This window comes from Hydrogenophaga pseudoflava, from assembly GCF_031020795.1.
GTDB classification, from domain to species: domain Bacteria; phylum Pseudomonadota; class Gammaproteobacteria; order Burkholderiales; family Burkholderiaceae_C; genus Hydrogenophaga; species Hydrogenophaga pseudoflava_A.
Genome location: NZ_JAVHJP010000005.1, coordinates 145,652 through 161,849 on the forward strand (window position 1 = coordinate 145,652; position 16,198 = coordinate 161,849).

The 16,198-nt window shown below is 68.4% G+C and carries 15 protein-coding genes; 5 read left to right on the forward strand and 10 right to left on the reverse strand.

The window, feature by feature from the left end:
* Nucleotides 1–62: 62 nt before the first annotated feature.
* The gene (locus RCO38_RS17000) at nt 63–1,082 is read right to left on the reverse strand and encodes a DUF6976 family protein (RefSeq protein WP_308329538.1); all 1,020 of its coding nucleotides are present in this window, start codon (nt 1,080–1,082) and stop codon (nt 63–65) included.
* Nucleotides 1,083–1,088: 6 nt separating this feature from the next.
* The gene (locus RCO38_RS17005; RefSeq protein ID WP_308329539.1) at nt 1,089–1,811 is read right to left on the reverse strand and encodes a hypothetical protein; all 723 of its coding nucleotides are present in this window, start codon (nt 1,809–1,811) and stop codon (nt 1,089–1,091) included.
* Between the two features lie 244 nt (nt 1,812–2,055).
* Here RCO38_RS17005 and lplT point away from each other — a divergent pair, with 244 nt between their 5' ends.
* Nucleotides 2,056–3,339, forward strand: coding sequence for a lysophospholipid transporter LplT (gene lplT / locus RCO38_RS17010; protein ID WP_308329540.1), 1,284 nt, complete (start codon nt 2,056–2,058; stop codon nt 3,337–3,339).
* On the opposite strand, the gene RCO38_RS17015 is transcribed toward lplT, so the two are convergent.
* Entirely contained in the window at nt 3,336–4,427 is a 1,092-nt protein-coding gene (locus RCO38_RS17015; protein ID WP_308329541.1) for a hypothetical protein, read from the reverse strand. The genes lplT and RCO38_RS17015 overlap by 4 nt on opposite strands.
* A 176-nt stretch (nt 4,428–4,603) precedes the next feature.
* Between RCO38_RS17015 and RCO38_RS17020 the strand changes: the two genes are divergently transcribed.
* The 4 genes from RCO38_RS17020 to RCO38_RS17035 all read left to right on the forward strand — a co-directional run bounded on the left by RCO38_RS17020 (nt 4,604) and on the right by RCO38_RS17035 (nt 9,991).
* The gene (locus RCO38_RS17020) at nt 4,604–5,086 is read left to right on the forward strand and encodes a glutathione peroxidase (protein ID WP_308329542.1); all 483 of its coding nucleotides are present in this window, start codon (nt 4,604–4,606) and stop codon (nt 5,084–5,086) included.
* Nucleotides 5,087–5,221: 135 nt separating this feature from the next.
* Complete coding sequence (locus tag RCO38_RS17025; RefSeq protein WP_308329543.1) at nt 5,222–7,144, forward strand: PrkA family serine protein kinase; 1,923 nt, start codon at nt 5,222–5,224, stop codon at nt 7,142–7,144.
* A 31-nt stretch (nt 7,145–7,175) separates the two neighbouring features.
* Nucleotides 7,176–8,456, forward strand: coding sequence for a YeaH/YhbH family protein (locus RCO38_RS17030; protein WP_308329544.1), 1,281 nt, complete (start codon nt 7,176–7,178; stop codon nt 8,454–8,456).
* Nucleotides 8,453–9,991, forward strand: coding sequence for a SpoVR family protein (locus RCO38_RS17035; protein ID WP_308329545.1), 1,539 nt, complete (start codon nt 8,453–8,455; stop codon nt 9,989–9,991). The genes RCO38_RS17030 and RCO38_RS17035 overlap by 4 nt, the downstream gene beginning before the upstream one ends.
* 1 nt (nt 9,992) lies before the next feature.
* Here the strand turns inward: RCO38_RS17035 and RCO38_RS17040 are convergent, their stop codons facing one another.
* From RCO38_RS17040 to amt, 7 genes are all read right to left on the reverse strand, one after another.
* Nucleotides 9,993–10,685 (reverse strand): helix-turn-helix transcriptional regulator, encoded by a 693-nt coding sequence (locus RCO38_RS17040; RefSeq protein WP_308329546.1) that lies wholly within the window; start codon nt 10,683–10,685, stop codon nt 9,993–9,995.
* 32 nt (nt 10,686–10,717) lie between these two features.
* The gene (locus RCO38_RS17045) at nt 10,718–11,095 is read right to left on the reverse strand and encodes a VOC family protein (protein ID WP_308329547.1); all 378 of its coding nucleotides are present in this window, start codon (nt 11,093–11,095) and stop codon (nt 10,718–10,720) included.
* 96 nt (nt 11,096–11,191) lie between these two features.
* The gene (locus RCO38_RS17050; RefSeq protein ID WP_308329548.1) at nt 11,192–11,611 is read right to left on the reverse strand and encodes a DUF3597 domain-containing protein; all 420 of its coding nucleotides are present in this window, start codon (nt 11,609–11,611) and stop codon (nt 11,192–11,194) included.
* Nucleotides 11,612–11,811: 200 nt separating this feature from the next.
* Nucleotides 11,812–13,044, reverse strand: coding sequence for a glycolate oxidase subunit GlcF (gene glcF / locus RCO38_RS17055; RefSeq protein ID WP_308329549.1), 1,233 nt, complete (start codon nt 13,042–13,044; stop codon nt 11,812–11,814).
* 7 nt (nt 13,045–13,051) lie between these two features.
* Entirely contained in the window at nt 13,052–14,179 is a 1,128-nt protein-coding gene (glcE, locus tag RCO38_RS17060; protein WP_308329550.1) for a glycolate oxidase subunit GlcE, read from the reverse strand.
* Between the two features lie 85 nt (nt 14,180–14,264).
* A complete protein-coding gene (locus tag RCO38_RS17065) occupies nt 14,265–14,492 on the reverse strand; it encodes a hypothetical protein (RefSeq protein ID WP_308329847.1) in 228 nt (75 codons plus the stop codon).
* A gap of 141 nt (nt 14,493–14,633) precedes the next feature.
* Nucleotides 14,634–16,187, reverse strand: coding sequence for an ammonium transporter (gene amt, locus RCO38_RS17070; protein ID WP_308329551.1), 1,554 nt, complete (start codon nt 16,185–16,187; stop codon nt 14,634–14,636).
* Nucleotides 16,188–16,198: the final 11 nt, after the last annotated feature.

Below are 16,198 nucleotides of genomic sequence, written 5' to 3' on the forward strand. Positions count from 1 at the left end.
CGCACAAACACGGACGGGTGCCACCGCCCCGCAGGCCGATTCATGTCGCTGCAGCGCCGCTTCTACAACTTCTCCAGGTTCACGTAGACCATGGTCTGGTTGAGCAGCTGGTAGGCGATCTCGCCGAAGGTCATGGGGCCGGTGATCGGCCCGGTGCGCTGGCCTTCGAGCCCGCCGTACAGGTAGTTGAGGATGCAGTTGCAGCTCCAGCGCGCGCCCAGCGCGTCGCCCGGCAGCGACTGGGCGAACGCCCGGGCGTAGTCGGGCACCGGTTCGGCGATGCGGTACTCCACGTCGTCGAACACCGGGGCGTAGAAATCCACCCGCCCGGCTGCCGCGTCCACCGCCTTGAAGGAGACGTTGATCATCGCGCCCGAATAGTCGGCCACCAGTGGCAGTCGGGTATCGACGCCTTTCTGCGCCAGGTACTGGGCCAAGTTCACCAGCTGCCCGTTGACGAAGCACTCCTGCGCCGAGAAGCCGGTGGACGGAAAGCGGATCGCATCGCCGCCGCCCGGCCGGAACAGGTTGAGGATGTCGATGCGCGGGTAGATGGACTCGGGCAGCGGGATGTGCACCGCCAGCGCCTTCTCGTGGCTGAACACCAGGGTCTGGCCGTTGGCCACCACCGGCACGGCCTGGCCCAGGTCGTCCAGGTGCACGCCCGCGATCCAGCCCACCAGGGGCTTCATGTACATGTCCTCGAAGGCCGGCGCCTCGCGCGCGAAGCGCGAATGCACTTCGGAAAAGGCCGGCAAGATCAGCACCGTCAGGCCGTGCGCCGGCGCGTCCAGCGCCACCTTGTGCAGGTTGGCCGCGTCGTACCAGCGCAGCTGCGGCGTGCCGGCGTGGGTGGGCAGTTCGGTCACGAAGAGCTTTTCGCGCGAGGTCTGGCCACCGTCCTGCGACATGAAGTAGGGGATGCTGCCGGCCAGCCAGTTGCCCGGCGGCAGGCGGCGCAGCAGGGCCTCGTCGGCCGCGATCGAGAGGTAGGCGCCGCTGCGGATCGCCACCAGGGTGTCCTGCAGGTCCATCAGCGTGCCGCTGACGGGCCGCGCCGGCGGGGTTCGGGGTGCGTTCATGTCGGGTCAACCCAGCCGCAGCTGGTCCAGTTCGTGGGTGAGCACGCGCTCGTTTTTGACGAAATAGCGGTGCAACTCCTTGAGCTTGAGCAGGCGCACTTCCTCGTCGTGGATCAGGTCGAGTTGCGAGCGCAGCTTGGTCAGCATCAGCTTGAGGCTGAGCACCTTGATATCCAGGCTCAGGTCGCCGTCGAGCAGGCGGAGCCAGACCGGGTCGGTCACGTCGGGCACCGCGGTGCTGGCGGGGGCCGGTTCGGCGAGCGGGGCGGCAGGTTCCGCCGGGCGCGCCGGAGACTCGGAGTCACCGCCGCCGGCGCGCCCGGTGTCCAATGCGTAGCGGTAACGCCAGACATCCTGCAGGCTCAGGTCCAGCAGCGTGCAGACCGACTGCAGCGGCACGCCCTCACCGAACAGGGCGAACACCCGCGCCGCCAGTGCCCGGGTGAACGGCATGCCGGGCTCGCCCATCCAGCCGATGCCCCGGGACTCGAAGCCGGGCGGCAGGGTCACATGCAGGTGGAAGCGGAGCGGGCCCAGCGCCAGGTGCTGCCAGACCGCCACCTCCCCCACCGGCGCCGCCTTGGGCCGGCCGAACCAGCCGCGTTCGGGTTCCTGGCCGATCCAGACATCACAGCGGCGCTTGCGCACGTCCAGCCGGTAGTCGCGAACTTCCCAGGGGCGCTCTATCAACAGCAGCTGTCGCAGCAGCGCCTTGTCGATGCTGATCATTTGGATGTCTCCTCTTGTGGGGTCCGGGGCCGGCCGCAAGACCCGTTCCAACCCTTTCTTGCGCCAAACTGACACAACCGCCACCGCTTCCCGAGGCGCCACTGCCACCGGGCGCAACAAGGCCCCGCACCGGGGTGGGACGGCCCGGGTGGCGTGCTATAACCGCCGCATCGTTGGAGACAGCCCGAGGCCCCCGCAGCCGCCACCCCCCGGACACCGAACGCCGGACACAACAAGACCCTCGATGAAGCGCGGCTTCTACACCATCATGACGGCGCAGTTCTTCAGCTCCCTGGCTGACAACGCGCTGTTCGTGGCCGCCATCGAGCTGCTGCGCAGCCGCCACGCCCCCGAGTGGCAGAGCGCCGCCCTCGTCCCCCTGTTCGCCCTGTTCTACGTGGCCCTCGCCCCGTTCGTGGGGGCCTTCGCGGACGCACGGCCCAAGGGCCAGGTGATGTTCATCAGCAATGCGATCAAGGTCGCAGGCTGCCTGCTGATGCTGGTGGGTGTGCACCCACTGCTGGCGTACACCCTGGTGGGCCTGGGTGCCGCCGCCTACTCACCCGCCAAATACGGCATCCTCACCGAGCTGCTGCCGCCCTCGCAACTGGTCAAGGCCAACGGCTGGATCGAGGGCCTGACCATCGCCTCCATCATCCTGGGTGTGCTGCTGGGGGGCCAGCTGGTGGGGCCGTACCTGTCGGGCCTGCTGCTGGCCGTCGACCTGCCGGGCCTGAGCACCGGCATCGACCGCCCGGCCGAGGCCGCGATCGCCATGCTCGTGGCCGTGTACGCGCTGGCCGCGATGTTCAACCTGCGCATCCCCCTGACCGGTGTGACGCCGCGGCCCATGCCCAGCAACCCGCTGGAGCTGCTGCCCGATTTCTGGCGCTGCAACGGCCGGCTCTGGAAGGACCACCTGGGCCAGATCTCGCTGGCCACCACCACGCTGTTCTGGGGCGTGAGCGGCAACCTGCGCTACATCGTGCTGGCCTGGGCCGGCGCCGCGCTGGGCTACACCACCACCCAGGCCTCCAGCCTGGTGGGCGTGGTGGCGCTGGGCACGGCGGTGGGCGCGGTGGTGGCCTCGCTGCGCATGCGGCTGGACCAGGCCACGCGCGTGATGCCGCTGGGCATCGGCATGGGCCTGCTCGTGATCCTGATGAATTTCATCGACAACGTCTGGGTCGCCGCGCCCTTCCTGGTGCTGCTGGGCGGCCTGGGTGGTTTCCTGGTGGTACCGATGAATGCGCTGCTGCAGCACCGCGGCCACAACCTCATGGGCGCGGGCCGCTCGATCGCGGTGCAGAACTTCAACGAGCAGGCCTGCATCCTGGGCCTGGGCGCGCTCTACAGCTTCTCGACCGCCGCCGGCCTGTCGGCCTTTGCAGCCATCACGGCGTTCGGCCTGCTGGTGGCCGGCTTCATGTGGCTGATCATGAAGTGGCACCAGCACAACCAGCGCCACCATGGCGTGGAGCTGGAGCGCCTGCTGGAGATCGCCCGCCGGGACGACCTGCACGGCTAGAAGCCGATGTTGGTCCGCTCGAAGCCGTCCAGGCTGACCAGGCGGTGCTGCGCGAGCACCCGGTAGAACTCGGCCTCGCCCACCGAACGGGAGAGGTAGGCGTCGCAGCCGGCCAGGCCGGCCTTGATGCGGTCCATGCTGCCGGCCGTGGGAGCGAACATCAGGACGACCGGTGCGTGGCCATTGGGCAGCTTGCGCTGCTTGGCGCTGCGGCAGACCGAGTAAGCGTCGGTCTCGCCCTTGATGCGGTCGATGGCCACCAGGCGGTAGGGATGCGCCTTCAGAAGGGCCAGCGCCTGGGGCGCCTCGCGCGACCAGTCGATGTTCAGGCCGTAGCGCTTGAAGCGCTTGTGCAGGATGCGGCCCTCCACCAGGCTCTCGGCCACCAGCAGCACGTCACCGCGCTGCACCTCCGGCACCTGCTCCGACGTCCGGCTGTTCCGGGAGCGCGTGGATCGGGACGATGGCGCGCGGGAGGATGGGGCGGGTGCGGGCACCGGGTCCAGCGCCCCGAAATCGGTGACCCGCATCACCCCCACCGGCTGCGACGGAGCCGACGGCGTACGCGCCACGACCTTGCGCAGCACCGGCGGTGCGGGCGGTTGCGGGCGCTCCCTCACCATGGGCCGGGTGGGCGGGAATTCGGTGTCGGCCGACAGGCGGCGCGTGCGCACCACCGGCGGCGGAGACACCGCGGCACCGGTCAGCGGCTCGGTCGCGGCAAATCCGCGGTCGGCCCCGCGGCGCGGTGCGACTGGAGTCGTGGCGGCCGGCCGCGGCCGCGCACCCACCAGCACGTCCAGCGCCGCCAGCACCCCCACCAGCTTCACCGGCTTGCGCTGCAGCGGCCAGCCGGTGCCAGCGTCGCTGTGGCCGATCAGCAGCACCTTGCCCTGCAGCTCGGCATGTCGCACCAGGTGCACGGCCTGGGCGTTGTCCGCGTTGACCACCAGCACCTCGGCGTCCAGCACCTCGTCCTGCACCACATAGGCGGGCGGACGGCGGGCCGCCAGCCGGAAGAACGACTCGAACGTGGCCGATTCGCTCTCGGGAAAACCGACCAGGGCCAACGAAAATGAGCCTGCCATTCACCTCTCCACCGAATACAAAGGGACTACCCAACTCCCACGAGTATGCCCGTTCGGCCATCCCGGACTCTGCCCTGGTCCGCTTGCGAAGCGCCACAACGTGACACAGTTCCAGCCTGTGAGGTCCGCATGAAACGGCCCCCGCCACACCATCCACCCAATGAGGAGCGCTTCCGGTGTCCAGCATCTACGAATTCGAGGCCCAGTCGATCGACGGCCGGCCGGTACCGCTTTCGAAGTACCGCGGCCAGCCCATGCTCATCGTCAACACCGCCAGCGCCTGCGGCTTCACCCCGCAGTTCGCCGGGCTGGAACAGCTGCACCAGACCTATGGCGACCGGGGCCTGGTGGTGCTGGGTTTCCCGTGCAACCAGTTTGGCGGCCAGGACCCGGGCAGCAACGGCGAGATCGCCACGTTCTGCCAGCGCAACTACGGGGTGAGCTTCCAGATGATGGGCAAGATCGACGTCAACGGCGGTGAGGCCCACCCGCTGTACCGCTGGCTTACTGCCGAGGCCCCCGGCCTTCTGGGCAGCAAGGCCATCAAGTGGAACTTCACCAAGTTCCTGGTGGGCCGGGACGGACGCGTGATCAAACGCTACGCACCGCAGGACGCGCCGGAGAAGCTGGCCGGCGACATTGAAGCCGCGCTGGCCTGAGACCGAGGCCACGCTGCGACCCGCGGCGCCCAATCTTTCACGCCATACGCAACACGGGGGGTTTTCACGCGACCGAATTTCTGTGAACCTGATGCCTGCGTCGTGATCCAACGCTGCATCCCACAGGAGGTCGCCATGGACGTCATCAGCAGCTTCAGTGCCCGCTTCGAACGCACCCGCGAAGAAGAAATGTCGCTGGAAGAGTATCTCGCCGAGTGCAAGCGCAACCCTTTGGCCTACGCCACTCCGGCCGAGCGCATGCTCAAGGCCATCGGCGAACCGCAGATGGTCGATACGCGCAACGACCCGCGGCTCTCTCGCCTGTTTGCCAACAAGGTCATCAAGGTCTATCCGGCCTTCGCCGAGTTCTACGGCATGGAGGACTCGATCGAGCAGGTCGTGTCCTATTTCCGCCACGCCGCGCAGGGCCTTGAAGAGAAGAAGCAGATCCTCTACCTGCTCGGGCCGGTGGGCGGGGGCAAAAGCTCCATCGCCGAACGGCTCAAGCAGCTGATGGAGCTGGTCCCGTTCTACGCCATCAAGGGCTCACCGGTGAACGAGTCGCCGCTGGGCCTGTTCGATCCGGTGGAAGACGCGCCGCTGCTCGAAGAGCAGTTCGGCATCCCGCGGCGTTATCTCAACCGCATCATGAGTCCCTGGGCGGTCAAGCGGCTGGAGGAATACGGCGGCGACATCCGGCGCTTCCGCGTGGTCAAGCGCCACCCCTCGGTGCTGCGGCAGATCGGTGTCAGCAAGACCGAGCCGGGCGACGAGAACAACCAGGACATCAGCTCGCTCGTGGGCAAGGTCGACATCCGCAAGCTCGAGACCTATGCGCAGGACGACCCCGACGCCTACAGCTACTCCGGCGGCCTGTGCCTGTCCAACCAGGGCCTGATGGAGTTCGTGGAGATGTTCAAGGCGCCGATCAAGGTGCTGCACCCGCTGCTGACCGCCACGCAGGAAGGCAACTTCAAGGGCACCGAAGGCTTCGGTGCCATCCCGTTCGACGGCATCGTGCTGGCGCACAGCAACGAGAGCGAGTGGAAGGCCTTCCGCAACAACAAGAACAACGAGGCCTTCCTCGACCGCATCTACATCGTCAAGGTGCCTTACTGCCTGCGCGTGTCGGAAGAGATCAAGATCTACGAGAAGCTGATCCGCCACTCCTCGCTCTCGCAGGCCACCTGTGCGCCGGGCACGCTCAAGATGATGGCGCAGTTCTCGGTGCTCACGCGCCTGAAGGAGCCCGAGAACTCCTCCCTGTTCTCCAAGATGCAGGTGTACGACGGCGAGAACCTCAAGGACACCGACCCGCGCGCCAAGAGCTACCAGGAGTACCGCGACTTCGCCGGCGTCGACGAGGGCATGAACGGCATCTCCACGCGCTTCGCCTTCAAGATCATCTCCAAGGTCTTCAACTTCGACTCCACCGAGGTGGCCGCCAACCCGGTGCACCTGATGTACGTGCTGGAGCAACAGATCGAGCGCGAGCAGTTCCCGCAGGAGCTGGAGCAGAAGTACGTCGGCTTCATCAAGGAACAGCTGGCGCCGCGCTACGCCGAGTTCATCGGCAAGGAGATCCAGACCGCCTACCTGGAGAGCTACAGCGAGTACGGTCAGAACATCTTCGACCGCTACGTCACCTACGCCGACTACTGGATCCAGGACCACGAGTACCGCGACACCGACACCGGCGAGGTGTTCGACCGCCAGTCGCTCAACGCCGAGCTGGAGAAGATCGAGAAGCCCGCAGGCATCAGCAACCCCAAGGACTTCCGCAACGAGATCGTCAACTTCGTGCTGCGCGCGCGCGCCAACAACGCCGGCCACAACCCGCTGTGGACCAGCTACGAGAAGCTGCGCACGGTGATCGAGAAGAAGATGTTCTCCAACACCGAGGAGCTGCTACCGGTGATCAGCTTCAACGCCAAGGCCAGCGCCGACGAGGCCAAGAAGCACGAAGACTTCGTCACGCGCATGGTGGCCAAGGGCTACACGTCCAAGCAGGTGCGCCTGCTGTGCGAGTGGTACCTGCGCGTGCGCAAGTCCAGCTGACCGCGGGGGCCGGCGTCCACCAGGAACACCCATGCTGCAGTCCATCATCGATCGGCGGCTGGCGGGCAAGAACAAATCCATCGGCAACCGGGAGCGCTTTCTGCGCCGCTACCGCGAGCAGATCGGCGAGGCGGTGCGGCGCGCCATCAGCGGGCGCGGCATTCGCGACGTCGAACGCGGCGAAGAGGTCCACATCCCGCAGAAGGACCTGTCCGAACCCGAGTTCCGCCACGGCCCCGGCGGCCGCCGCGAGGTGGTGCACACCGGCAACCGCGAGTACCTGACGGGCGACCGCATCCAGCGGCCCCAGGGCGGCACCGGACAGGGCAGCGGCAGCGGCCAGGCCAGCGACAGCGGCGAGGGCGAGGACGACTTCACCTTTGCGCTGAGCCGCGAAGAGTTCATGCAGGTCTTCTTCGACGACCTGGCGTTGCCCAACCTGGTCCGCACCCAGCTGGCACAGGTGCCCGAGTTCAAGACCCGGCGCGCGGGCTTCACCAGCAGCGGCACGCCCAACAACCTGCACATCGTGCGTTCGATGCGCGGCGCCTACGGCCGGCGCATCGCCATGGGCGGCGCCGTGCGGCGCGAATGCGAGGAGCTGGAAGAGCGCATCGCCGAGCTGCGCCGCCACGGCGACGACCCGGTGGCGCGCAGCCAGCTGGTCGAACTGGAGGCGCGGCTGCAGCAGCTGCGCTGGCGCATCGAGCGCCTGCCCTACATCGACCCGATCGACCTGCGGTTCCGCAGCCATGTGCGGGTGCCGGTGCCCAGCGCGCGCGCCGTGATGTTCTGCCTGATGGACGTCTCGGGCTCGATGGACGAGCAGCGCAAGGACCTGGCCAAGCGCTTCTTCGTGCTGCTCTACCTGTTCCTGACCCGGCACTACGAGCAGATCGACCTGGTGTTCATCCGCCACCACACCCAGGCCCAGGAAGTGACCGAGGACGAGTTCTTCCACGCCCGCGAGACCGGGGGCACCGTGGTCTCCAGCGCGCTGGAGCTGATGGACCGCATCGTGCGCGAGCGGTACAACCCGCACGAGTGGAACATCTACGGCGCCCAGGCCAGCGACGGCGACAACTGGATGAACGACTCGCCCAAGTGCGCCGAGCTGCTGAGCAGCCGGCTGCTGCCGGCCTGCCGCTACTACGCCTACATCCAGGTCACCGAAGAAGAACAGAACCTGTGGCAGGCCTACGAGGCGCTGAGCCAGGCGCACCCCAACTTCGCGCTGCGCAAGGCCTCGGCCGCGTCGGAGATCTACCCGGTGTTCCGGGACCTGTTTCGCAAGGAAGGGGCCCCGACATGAGCGGTCTTGAACACCCCCTGCCGATGTTGCCCCGGCCGTCCGAGCCCCTGCCCGGCCCCAGCGACTGGACCTTCGAGCTGATCGAGCGCTATCACGAGGTGATCGAGCGCACCGCGCGCCGCTTCGGGCTGGACACCTACGCCAACCAGCTGGAGGTGATCACCGCCGAACAGATGATGGACGCCTACGCCAGCGTCGGCATGCCGGTGAACTACCGCCACTGGCGCTTCGGCAAGGAGTTCATCCTCACCGAGAAGAACTACAAGCGCGGTCACATGGGGCTGGCCTACGAAATCGTCATCAACAGCGACCCCTGCATCGCCTACCTGATGGAGGAGAACACGATGGCGATGCAGGCGCTGGTGATCGCCCACGCCGCCTACGGCCACAACAGCTTCTTCAAGGGCAACTACCTGTTCCGCATGTGGACCGATGCGAGCGCCATCGTCGACTACCTGGTCTACGCGCGCAACTACATCACCGAGTGCGAGGAGCGGCACGGCATCGAGGCCGTGGAGGACCTGCTGGACTCCTGCCATGCCCTGCAGAACCACGGCGTGGACCGCTACCGCCGGCCCAGCCGCAAGTCGCTGGCCCAGGAACTGGCCGCGCGCAAGGACCGCGAGGCCTATGCCCAGCAGCAGGTCAACGACCTTTGGCGCACGCTGCCGAGGCGCGCCGAGGCCGAGGGTGACGCCCAGGCGAACAAGCGCTTTCCGGCCGAACCGGAAGAGAACATCCTGTATTTCATCGAGAAGAACGCGCCGCTGCTGGAGCCCTGGCAGCGCGAGGTGGTGCGCATTGTGCGCAAGATCGCCCAGTACTTCTATCCGCAGCGCCAGACGCAGGTGATGAACGAGGGCTGGGCCACCTTCTGGCACCACCGCCTGCTCAGTGAGATGTACGACAACGGCTTCCTCACCGACGGCGTGATGATGGAATGGATCAAGTCGCACACCAACGTGATCTTCCAGCCCGGAGTGGGCGACCGCCGCTACAGCGGCCTGAACCCCTACGCCCTGGGTTTTGCGATGTACACCGACATCAAACGCATCTGCGAGGCCCCCACCGACGAGGACCGGCAGTGGTTCCCGGAACTGGCCGGCACGCCCTGGCTGCCCGCGCTGGACCACGCGATGCGCAACTTCAAGGACGAGAGCTTCATCGGCCAGTACCTCAGCCCCCGGCTGATGCGCGAGTTCCGCCTGTTCGCCCTGGTCGACGACGACCAGCAGGACACGCTGGAGGTCAGCGCCATCCACGACGAAACGGGCTACCGCCGTGTGCGCGAGTCCCTCGCCCGCCAGTACGACCTGGGTTCGCGCGAGCCCAACATCCAGGTCTGGGACGTCAACCTGCGCGGCGACCGCTCGCTCACGCTGCGCCACACCCAGCACAACGACCGGCCGCTGCACGAGAGCGCGGGCGAGGTGCTCAAGCACGTGGCGCGGCTGTGGGGCTTCGGCGTGCAGCTCGAGAGCATCAACAGCAAGGGCGAGGTCACCCGGCGCCGCGAGGTGCCGGTGCGGGCCTGACTCAGTGCGCGGTGCTGTGCCCGGTCTCGCGGCGCAGCAGGTCGGCCAGGGTCTTGCCCGGCTCGACCGGAAACACCCCCTCCTCCACCTGCACCGCCTCCATGCGATCGAGCCGGAAGTTGCGGAAGTCCTGGCGCTGCTCGCACCAGGCCGCCAGCGTCCACACCCGGCCCCAGTAGAAGCAGCCCAGCGGCCGCACGCGCCGCTCGGTGCGCCGCTCGCCCTGGTCCACATAGCGCAGCCTCACCCAGCGGCGCGCCTGCGCCGCCTCGCGCAGCGCCTGGAGGCGCTGGCCCAGCGCGGGCTCCAGCCCCACCGGGGCGATCAGCAAGGGCTGGCGCTCCACCTCGGCGCGCACACCGGCCGGCAGCACCGAGAGCACGCGCGACATGGCGTCCGACGCGGCCAGCGCCATCGCCGGGTCCAGCCACTGCTGCGCCAGCCGCGTGGCCAGCGCCAGGGCGCGCGCCTCGTCCACGGTGAACATCAGCGGCGGCAGTTCGAAGCCCTTGCCGAGCCGGTAGCCCACGCCCGCCTCGCCCTCGATGGGCACGCCCTGCGCCTGCAAATCGGCCACGTCGCGGTAGACCGTGCGCACCGAGACCTCCAGGCGCTCGGCCAGCCAGGCGGCGGTGGACAGGCGCCGCCCACGGATCAGCTGAACCAGGGCAAAGAGTCGGTCGGCGCGGCGCATGGACGGGATGGTAGCCAGCGCCGGGACGGCCTTCAGGCCATGGCGTGCAGGCCGACGCGGTTGCCTTCGCTGTCGATGATGTGGGCGAAGCAACCCATGCCTTCGGGCAGGGTCACCTTCGGCTGGGCCACGCGGCCGCCCGCGGCTTCGGCGCGCGCGATCCAGGGGTCGAGCGCGTCGCCGGCGTTGAGGTAGACCAGGGTGCCCTGGTCGGCGGGCCGCATGGCCGGGCTGCTGAACAACGCGCCACGCACGTCGGCTTCGCTGTCGCCGGGAAACACCGCCAGCTCCTGACCGGGGCCGCCGAAGGCCTCGCGCTTGAGGGACCGACGGGTCAGCGCCTCGTAGAAGCGCACGGCGCGGTCCATGTCGGCGACCGGGATCTCGAACCAGTTGAGGGTGTGTGCCATGAAAGACTCCAGGTGGTGGTTGAACAGAACCCGAAGTCTGCGGACCCCCTGCTGCCAACGCCTTGTCAGCAGGCTGGCAGCGGTGGCATCAACACATCAGAGCAGCTCTTGCGGGATGTTGCCGCCGTTGGCCGCGATGTGACCCAGCACCTGCTTGTGCAGCCACATGTTCATCTTGGCCGAGTCGGCCATCAACTCGTCGGGGCAGTACAGCTCCTTGGCCAGTTCCTTGCGCGCGGCCAGGCTGCTGTCCAGGCCCAGCAGCTTGAGCAGGTCGACGATGGAGGTCTTCCAGTTGAGCTTCTCGGGGTGCTTGGCGGCCTTCTCGGTCAGCAGGGTCATCACGTCGACCATGGCGATGGGATTGACCACGGGTGCGGCCGGGGCCGCGGGGGCCGCCGCCGGTGCGGCGCTCGGGGCGGGCGCAGGCGCTGCGGCCGCCGGCGGGATGATGACCGGCGCGGCGGCCGCTTCCTTCATGCCGAGTTTTTCGAGGATGTTGCTGAAGAAACCCATGCTGCTGCTCCTGTGGCGTCGAATGAAGGGAGGTGTCGGGCCGGACGCGGTCGGCCTCGGAGGGACAGCATAACGGCGGGTGTGCCACGAAAGCATGACAAATCGTCTCCGCCGGCCTTGCCCGGCCCGCACCGTGAGGCAGTGCCCGCCCCTGTGCCGCGGGCGCCACGGGCCCGCAGGGAACCACGATGGCCGGGGTCTCAGGGCGCGAGCGCGTCGTCCAGCAGCTCGATCCAGTGCCGCACCGGCGTTTGGGTGCCGCTTTGCAGGTGGGTGATGCAGCCGATGTTGGCGCTGGCGATCACCGCCGGCTGCAGCTCGCCCAGGTGACCCAGCTTGCGGTCGCGCAGCTGGTAGGCCAGCCCGGGGTTGAGCACCGAATAGGTGCCGGCCGAGCCGCAGCACAGGTGGGCTTCGTTCTTGGCCACCTGCACCGTGAAGCCCAGCGCGGCCAGGTGGGTTTCGACACCGCCCTTGAGCTTCTGCCCGTGCTGCAGGGTGCAGGGAGGGTGAAAGCCGATCACCTTCTTCGCGTCGGGTCGCTGCGCCAGCTTGGGTTGCAGCACCGGCACCAGCGCCGGCAGCAGCTCGCTCAAGTCCTTCGTCAGCGCGCTGATGCGCGCGGCCTTGGCGGCGTAGGCCGGGTCGTGCTGCAGGATGTGGCCGTATTCCTTGACCGTCACCCCGCAGCCCGAGGCGTTCATCACGATGGCTTCGGCGCCCGCTTCGACGTGCGGCCACCAAGCGTCGATGTTGGCGCGCATCTGCGCCGTGCCGCCGTCCTGGTCGTTCAGGTGGAACTTCACCGCGCCGCAGCAGCCGGCCTCGGGCGCGACCACGGTCTGGATGCCGGCGGCGTCGAGCACGCGCGCGGTGGCGGTGTTGATGTTGGGCATCATGGCCGGCTGCACGCAGCCCGCCAGCATCAGCACCTTGCGCGCATGGGTGGCGGTGGGCCAGCGGCCGGCGTCCTGCTTCGCGGGCACCTTGTTCTTCAGCGTCTCGGGCAGCAGACCGCGCACCAGTTGGCCGAGCTTCATGGCAGGGCCGAAGGCGGGCGAGGTCAGGCCTTCCTTGAGCAGCCAGCGCACCGCCTTTTCGCCGGCCGGGCGCGGCACCTTGGCGTCCACCACCTTGCGGCCGATGTCCACCAGGTGGCCGTAGTCCACGCCGCTGGGGCAGGTGCTCTCGCAGTTGCGGCAGGTCAGGCAGCGGTCCAGGTGCAGCTGCGTGGCGCGCGTGGGCTGCACGCCCTCGAACACCTGCTTCATCAGGTAGATGCGGCCGCGCGGGCCGTCCAGCTCGTCGCCCAGCAGCTGGTAGGTCGGGCAGGTGGCGGTGCAGAAACCGCAGTGCACGCACTTGCGCAGGATGGCTTCGGCGGCCAGGCCGTCGGGCGTGCCTTTGAATTCGGGGGCGAGGTTGGTTTGCATCGTGGGTTCAGCCCATCTTGTTCGGGTTGAAGAGGCCCAGCGGGTCAAACGCCTCGCGCAGGCGCTTCGTGATGGTCTGCAGCGCCGCGCTCTCGGTGTCGAAGCGGCGCACGCCGGGCGCGCCGTCGGGGCCCGCGCGGAACAGTGTCGCGTGGCCCTGCAGCCTGGCCGCGGCCGCACGGATCGGCGTGGCCGCCGGGGCCGGGGCCCAGAGCCAGCGCTGCGCGCCCTGCCATTCGATCAGCTGCGCAAACGGCAGCTCCAGCACCGGCGCGGTCTGGGGCAGCGACAGGCGCCACAGGCAATGGTCCGGTGATGGCGGATGGAAAAAAGGCAGGGTCTGGTCGCGGCAGGTGGCCCAGTCGGGTCCGGCCTGCGTGTTGTCCATGCGCTGGCCGCCGGCCTCGCGTGCCAGGCGCTCGCAGGCCGATTCCACCGCCGCCACCGCCCCGCGCAGGCGCACAAAGAGCAGTTCGGGCGCATCGGGTGCGGTGTCGTCCTTCACCCAGCAGGATGCGTTCAAGGGCAGCGGCTGGCCACCCCAGCGGTGCAGCTGCTCCAGCGCGTCGCGCTGACCCATGCGGAACACCAGGGTGGCCTCGGCCGGCGCCACCGGCAGCACCTTGAGCGAGAGGTGGGTGATGACGCCCAGCGTGCCCATGGAGCCGGCGAGCGCGCGGCTGATGTCGTAGCCGGCCACGTTCTTCATGACCTGGCCGCCGAAGGTCAGCCATTCGGCCTGGCCGTTGATGAACTGGGCGCCCAGCACGTAGTCGCGCACGCCGCCAGCGGTGGCACGCGCCGGGCCGGCCAGACCGGCCGCGACGGCGCCGCCGATGGTCGATGCGGCGCCGAAATGGGGCGGATCGAACGGCAGATGCTGGCCGTGCGCCGCCAGCGCGGCCTCGACCTCGGCCAGCGGCGTGCCGGCGCGCACGGTGATCACCAGCTCGCTGGGTTCGTGCGCGACGATGCCGCTGAACGCACTCGTGTCCAGCGGCTGGCCGCTCACCGGCTCGCCGTGGAAGGCCTTGGTGTCACCCCCGTGGATGCGCAACGGCGTGCGGGCCGCGACCGCGGCGCGCACCTGGTCGATCAGCGCATGCGGGGTGTCGTTCGTGGGGCTGTTCTGCATGGCCGCCATGGTAGCGGCGGGCCCTGGAAGGGCCTTTGAATTTTTTGCACGGCCCGCTGCAATCGGAGCGGCCCCGGCGCCTGCGTCAGCGCGTGTGGCCCAGACAGGCGCCCGCGTTGGGCCGGCCGCGGCACTCGCGCTTCAGGCGCTTCTCGCGCGCGGCCGGCGTTTCGCTGGACGGCGCGTCGATGAAGGTGACGCGGGCCGGCAGACGACGTTCGGTCTTGCCGGGCGGGTTGGCCGCCGCGGCCTGGGACGCGACGCCCAGGGTGAGCGCCAGCAGGGCGAACAGCGGCATGGGGTGAGCGGACATGGGTTCCTCCTGAAGGGTGTGACAGCGCGCATGCTCGCGCCCGCTCCAGGCCCTGTCTGTGATGCATTCACCAGACGAAAAAAGACCCGCGGCCTTGCGGCGCGCGGGTCGAACATCCAAAGGAGGCAATCAGTGGCCGGATCAGCGGTTGTAGGCGGTTTCGCCGTGCGAGCTGATGTCCAGACCTTCGCGTTCCTGCTCTTCGGTCACGCGCAGGCCGATGGTCAGGTCGACGATCTTGTAGGCGATCACGGAGACCACGCCGGACCACACGATGGTGATCAGCACGGCCTTGGCCTGCACCCAGACTTGGCTGGCGATGGAGTAGGCGTCGCCGGTGATCATGGCGACGGTCGTCCAGTCGGCCACGGCCGAGGGGCCACCCAGGTTGGGGCTGTTGAACACGCCGGTCAGCAGGGCACCCAGGATGCCGCAGACACCGTGCACGCCGAACACGTCCAGCGAGTCGTCGGCGCCCAGCAGCTTCTTCAGGCCGGTCACGCCCCACAGACCAGCGAAGCCAGCCAGCAGACCGATCACCAGGCCACCGACCACACCGACGTTGCCGGCGGCGGGGGTGATGGCCACCAGGCCAGCGACGGCACCGGAAGCGGCACCCAGCATCGAAGCCTTGCCTTTGGCCAGGGCTTCACCGATGCACCAGGCCAGCACGGCGGCTGCGGTGGCGAAGAAGGTGTTGATGAAGGCCAGGGCGGCGAAGCCGTTGGCTTCCAGCGCGGAGCCGGCGTTGAAACCGAACCAGCCCACCCACAGCAGCGAGGCGCCGACCATGGTCAGGGTCAGGCTGTGCGGGGCCATGGCTTCCTTGCCGTAACCGATGCGCTTGCCCACCATGTAGGCACCGACCAGACCGGCGACGGCGGCGTTGATGTGCACCACGGTGCCGCCGGCGAAGTCCAGCGCGCCCATCTGCCAGATGAAGCCTGCCTTGCCGTTCATCTCAGCTGCCACTTCGGCGGTGGTGTAGGCGTCCGGACCCATCCAGAACCAGACCATGTGGGCGATCGGGGCGTAGGAGAAAGTGAACCAGATGGCGGTGAACAGCAGCACGGCGCTGAACTTGATGCGCTCGGCGAAGGCGCCGACGATCAGGGCGCAGGTGATGCCGGCGAAGGTGGCCTGGAAGGCGGCGAACACGATCTCGTACATCGGCGTGGCCTTGCTGAAGGTCGCGCCCAGGCCGAAGGTGCCGGCGGCGTTGTCCCAGACGCCCTTCATGAACAGGCGGTCGAAGCCACCGATGAAGGCGTTGCCCTCGGTGAAGGCCAGGCTGTAGCCGTAGATGGCCCACAGCACGACGATCATCGAGAAGGTCACCATCACCTGCATCAGCACCGACAGCATGTTCTTGCTGCGCACCAGGCCGCCGTAGAACAGCGCCAGGCCGGGCACGGTCATCAGGATGACCAGCAGGGTGGACACCATCATCCAGGCGGTGTCGCCCTTGTTGACGGTGGGGGCGGGAGCGGCCTCGGCCGGTGCGGCTTCGGCAGCGGCGGCCGGGGCGGCTTCTGCGGCAGCGGGTGCGGCGGCCGGGGCAGCGGCTGCATCAGCCGCGGGTGCGGCGGTGGCGGCCGGTGCGTCGGCCGGTTTGGCGGCGTCCTGGGCCATGGCGGAGAAACCTCCGAACATCAGGCCTGCGCCCAGCAGCAGGGAAGCGATCAGCTTTTTCATAGGGTTGCTCT

Excerpts from the sequence above, each read along its gene's own strand:
- RCO38_RS17030 (WP_308329544.1), top strand. The coding sequence starts at position 7,176 with ATGCTGCAGTCCATCATCGATCGGCGGCTGGCGGGCAAGAACAAATCC.
- glcE (WP_308329550.1), bottom strand. The coding sequence starts at position 14,179 with ATGCAGAACAGCCCCACGAACGACACCCCGCATGCGCTGATCGACCAG.
- RCO38_RS17000 (WP_308329538.1), bottom strand. The coding sequence starts at position 1,082 with ATGAACGCACCCCGAACCCCGCCGGCGCGGCCCGTCAGCGGCACGCTG.
- RCO38_RS17040 (WP_308329546.1), bottom strand. The coding sequence starts at position 10,685 with ATGCGCCGCGCCGACCGACTCTTTGCCCTGGTTCAGCTGATCCGTGGG.
- RCO38_RS17005 (WP_308329539.1), bottom strand. The coding sequence starts at position 1,811 with ATGATCAGCATCGACAAGGCGCTGCTGCGACAGCTGCTGTTGATAGAG.
- RCO38_RS17045 (WP_308329547.1), bottom strand. The coding sequence starts at position 11,095 with ATGGCACACACCCTCAACTGGTTCGAGATCCCGGTCGCCGACATGGAC.
- lplT (WP_308329540.1), top strand. The coding sequence starts at position 2,056 with ATGAAGCGCGGCTTCTACACCATCATGACGGCGCAGTTCTTCAGCTCC.
- amt (WP_308329551.1), bottom strand. The coding sequence starts at position 16,187 with ATGAAAAAGCTGATCGCTTCCCTGCTGCTGGGCGCAGGCCTGATGTTC.
- RCO38_RS17035 (WP_308329545.1), top strand. The coding sequence starts at position 8,453 with ATGAGCGGTCTTGAACACCCCCTGCCGATGTTGCCCCGGCCGTCCGAG.
- glcF (WP_308329549.1), bottom strand. The coding sequence starts at position 13,044 with ATGCAAACCAACCTCGCCCCCGAATTCAAAGGCACGCCCGACGGCCTG.
- RCO38_RS17065 (WP_308329847.1), bottom strand. The coding sequence starts at position 14,492 with ATGTCCGCTCACCCCATGCCGCTGTTCGCCCTGCTGGCGCTCACCCTG.
- RCO38_RS17050 (WP_308329548.1), bottom strand. The coding sequence starts at position 11,611 with ATGGGTTTCTTCAGCAACATCCTCGAAAAACTCGGCATGAAGGAAGCG.
- RCO38_RS17015 (WP_308329541.1), bottom strand. The coding sequence starts at position 4,427 with ATGGCAGGCTCATTTTCGTTGGCCCTGGTCGGTTTTCCCGAGAGCGAA.
- RCO38_RS17025 (WP_308329543.1), top strand. The coding sequence starts at position 5,222 with ATGGACGTCATCAGCAGCTTCAGTGCCCGCTTCGAACGCACCCGCGAA.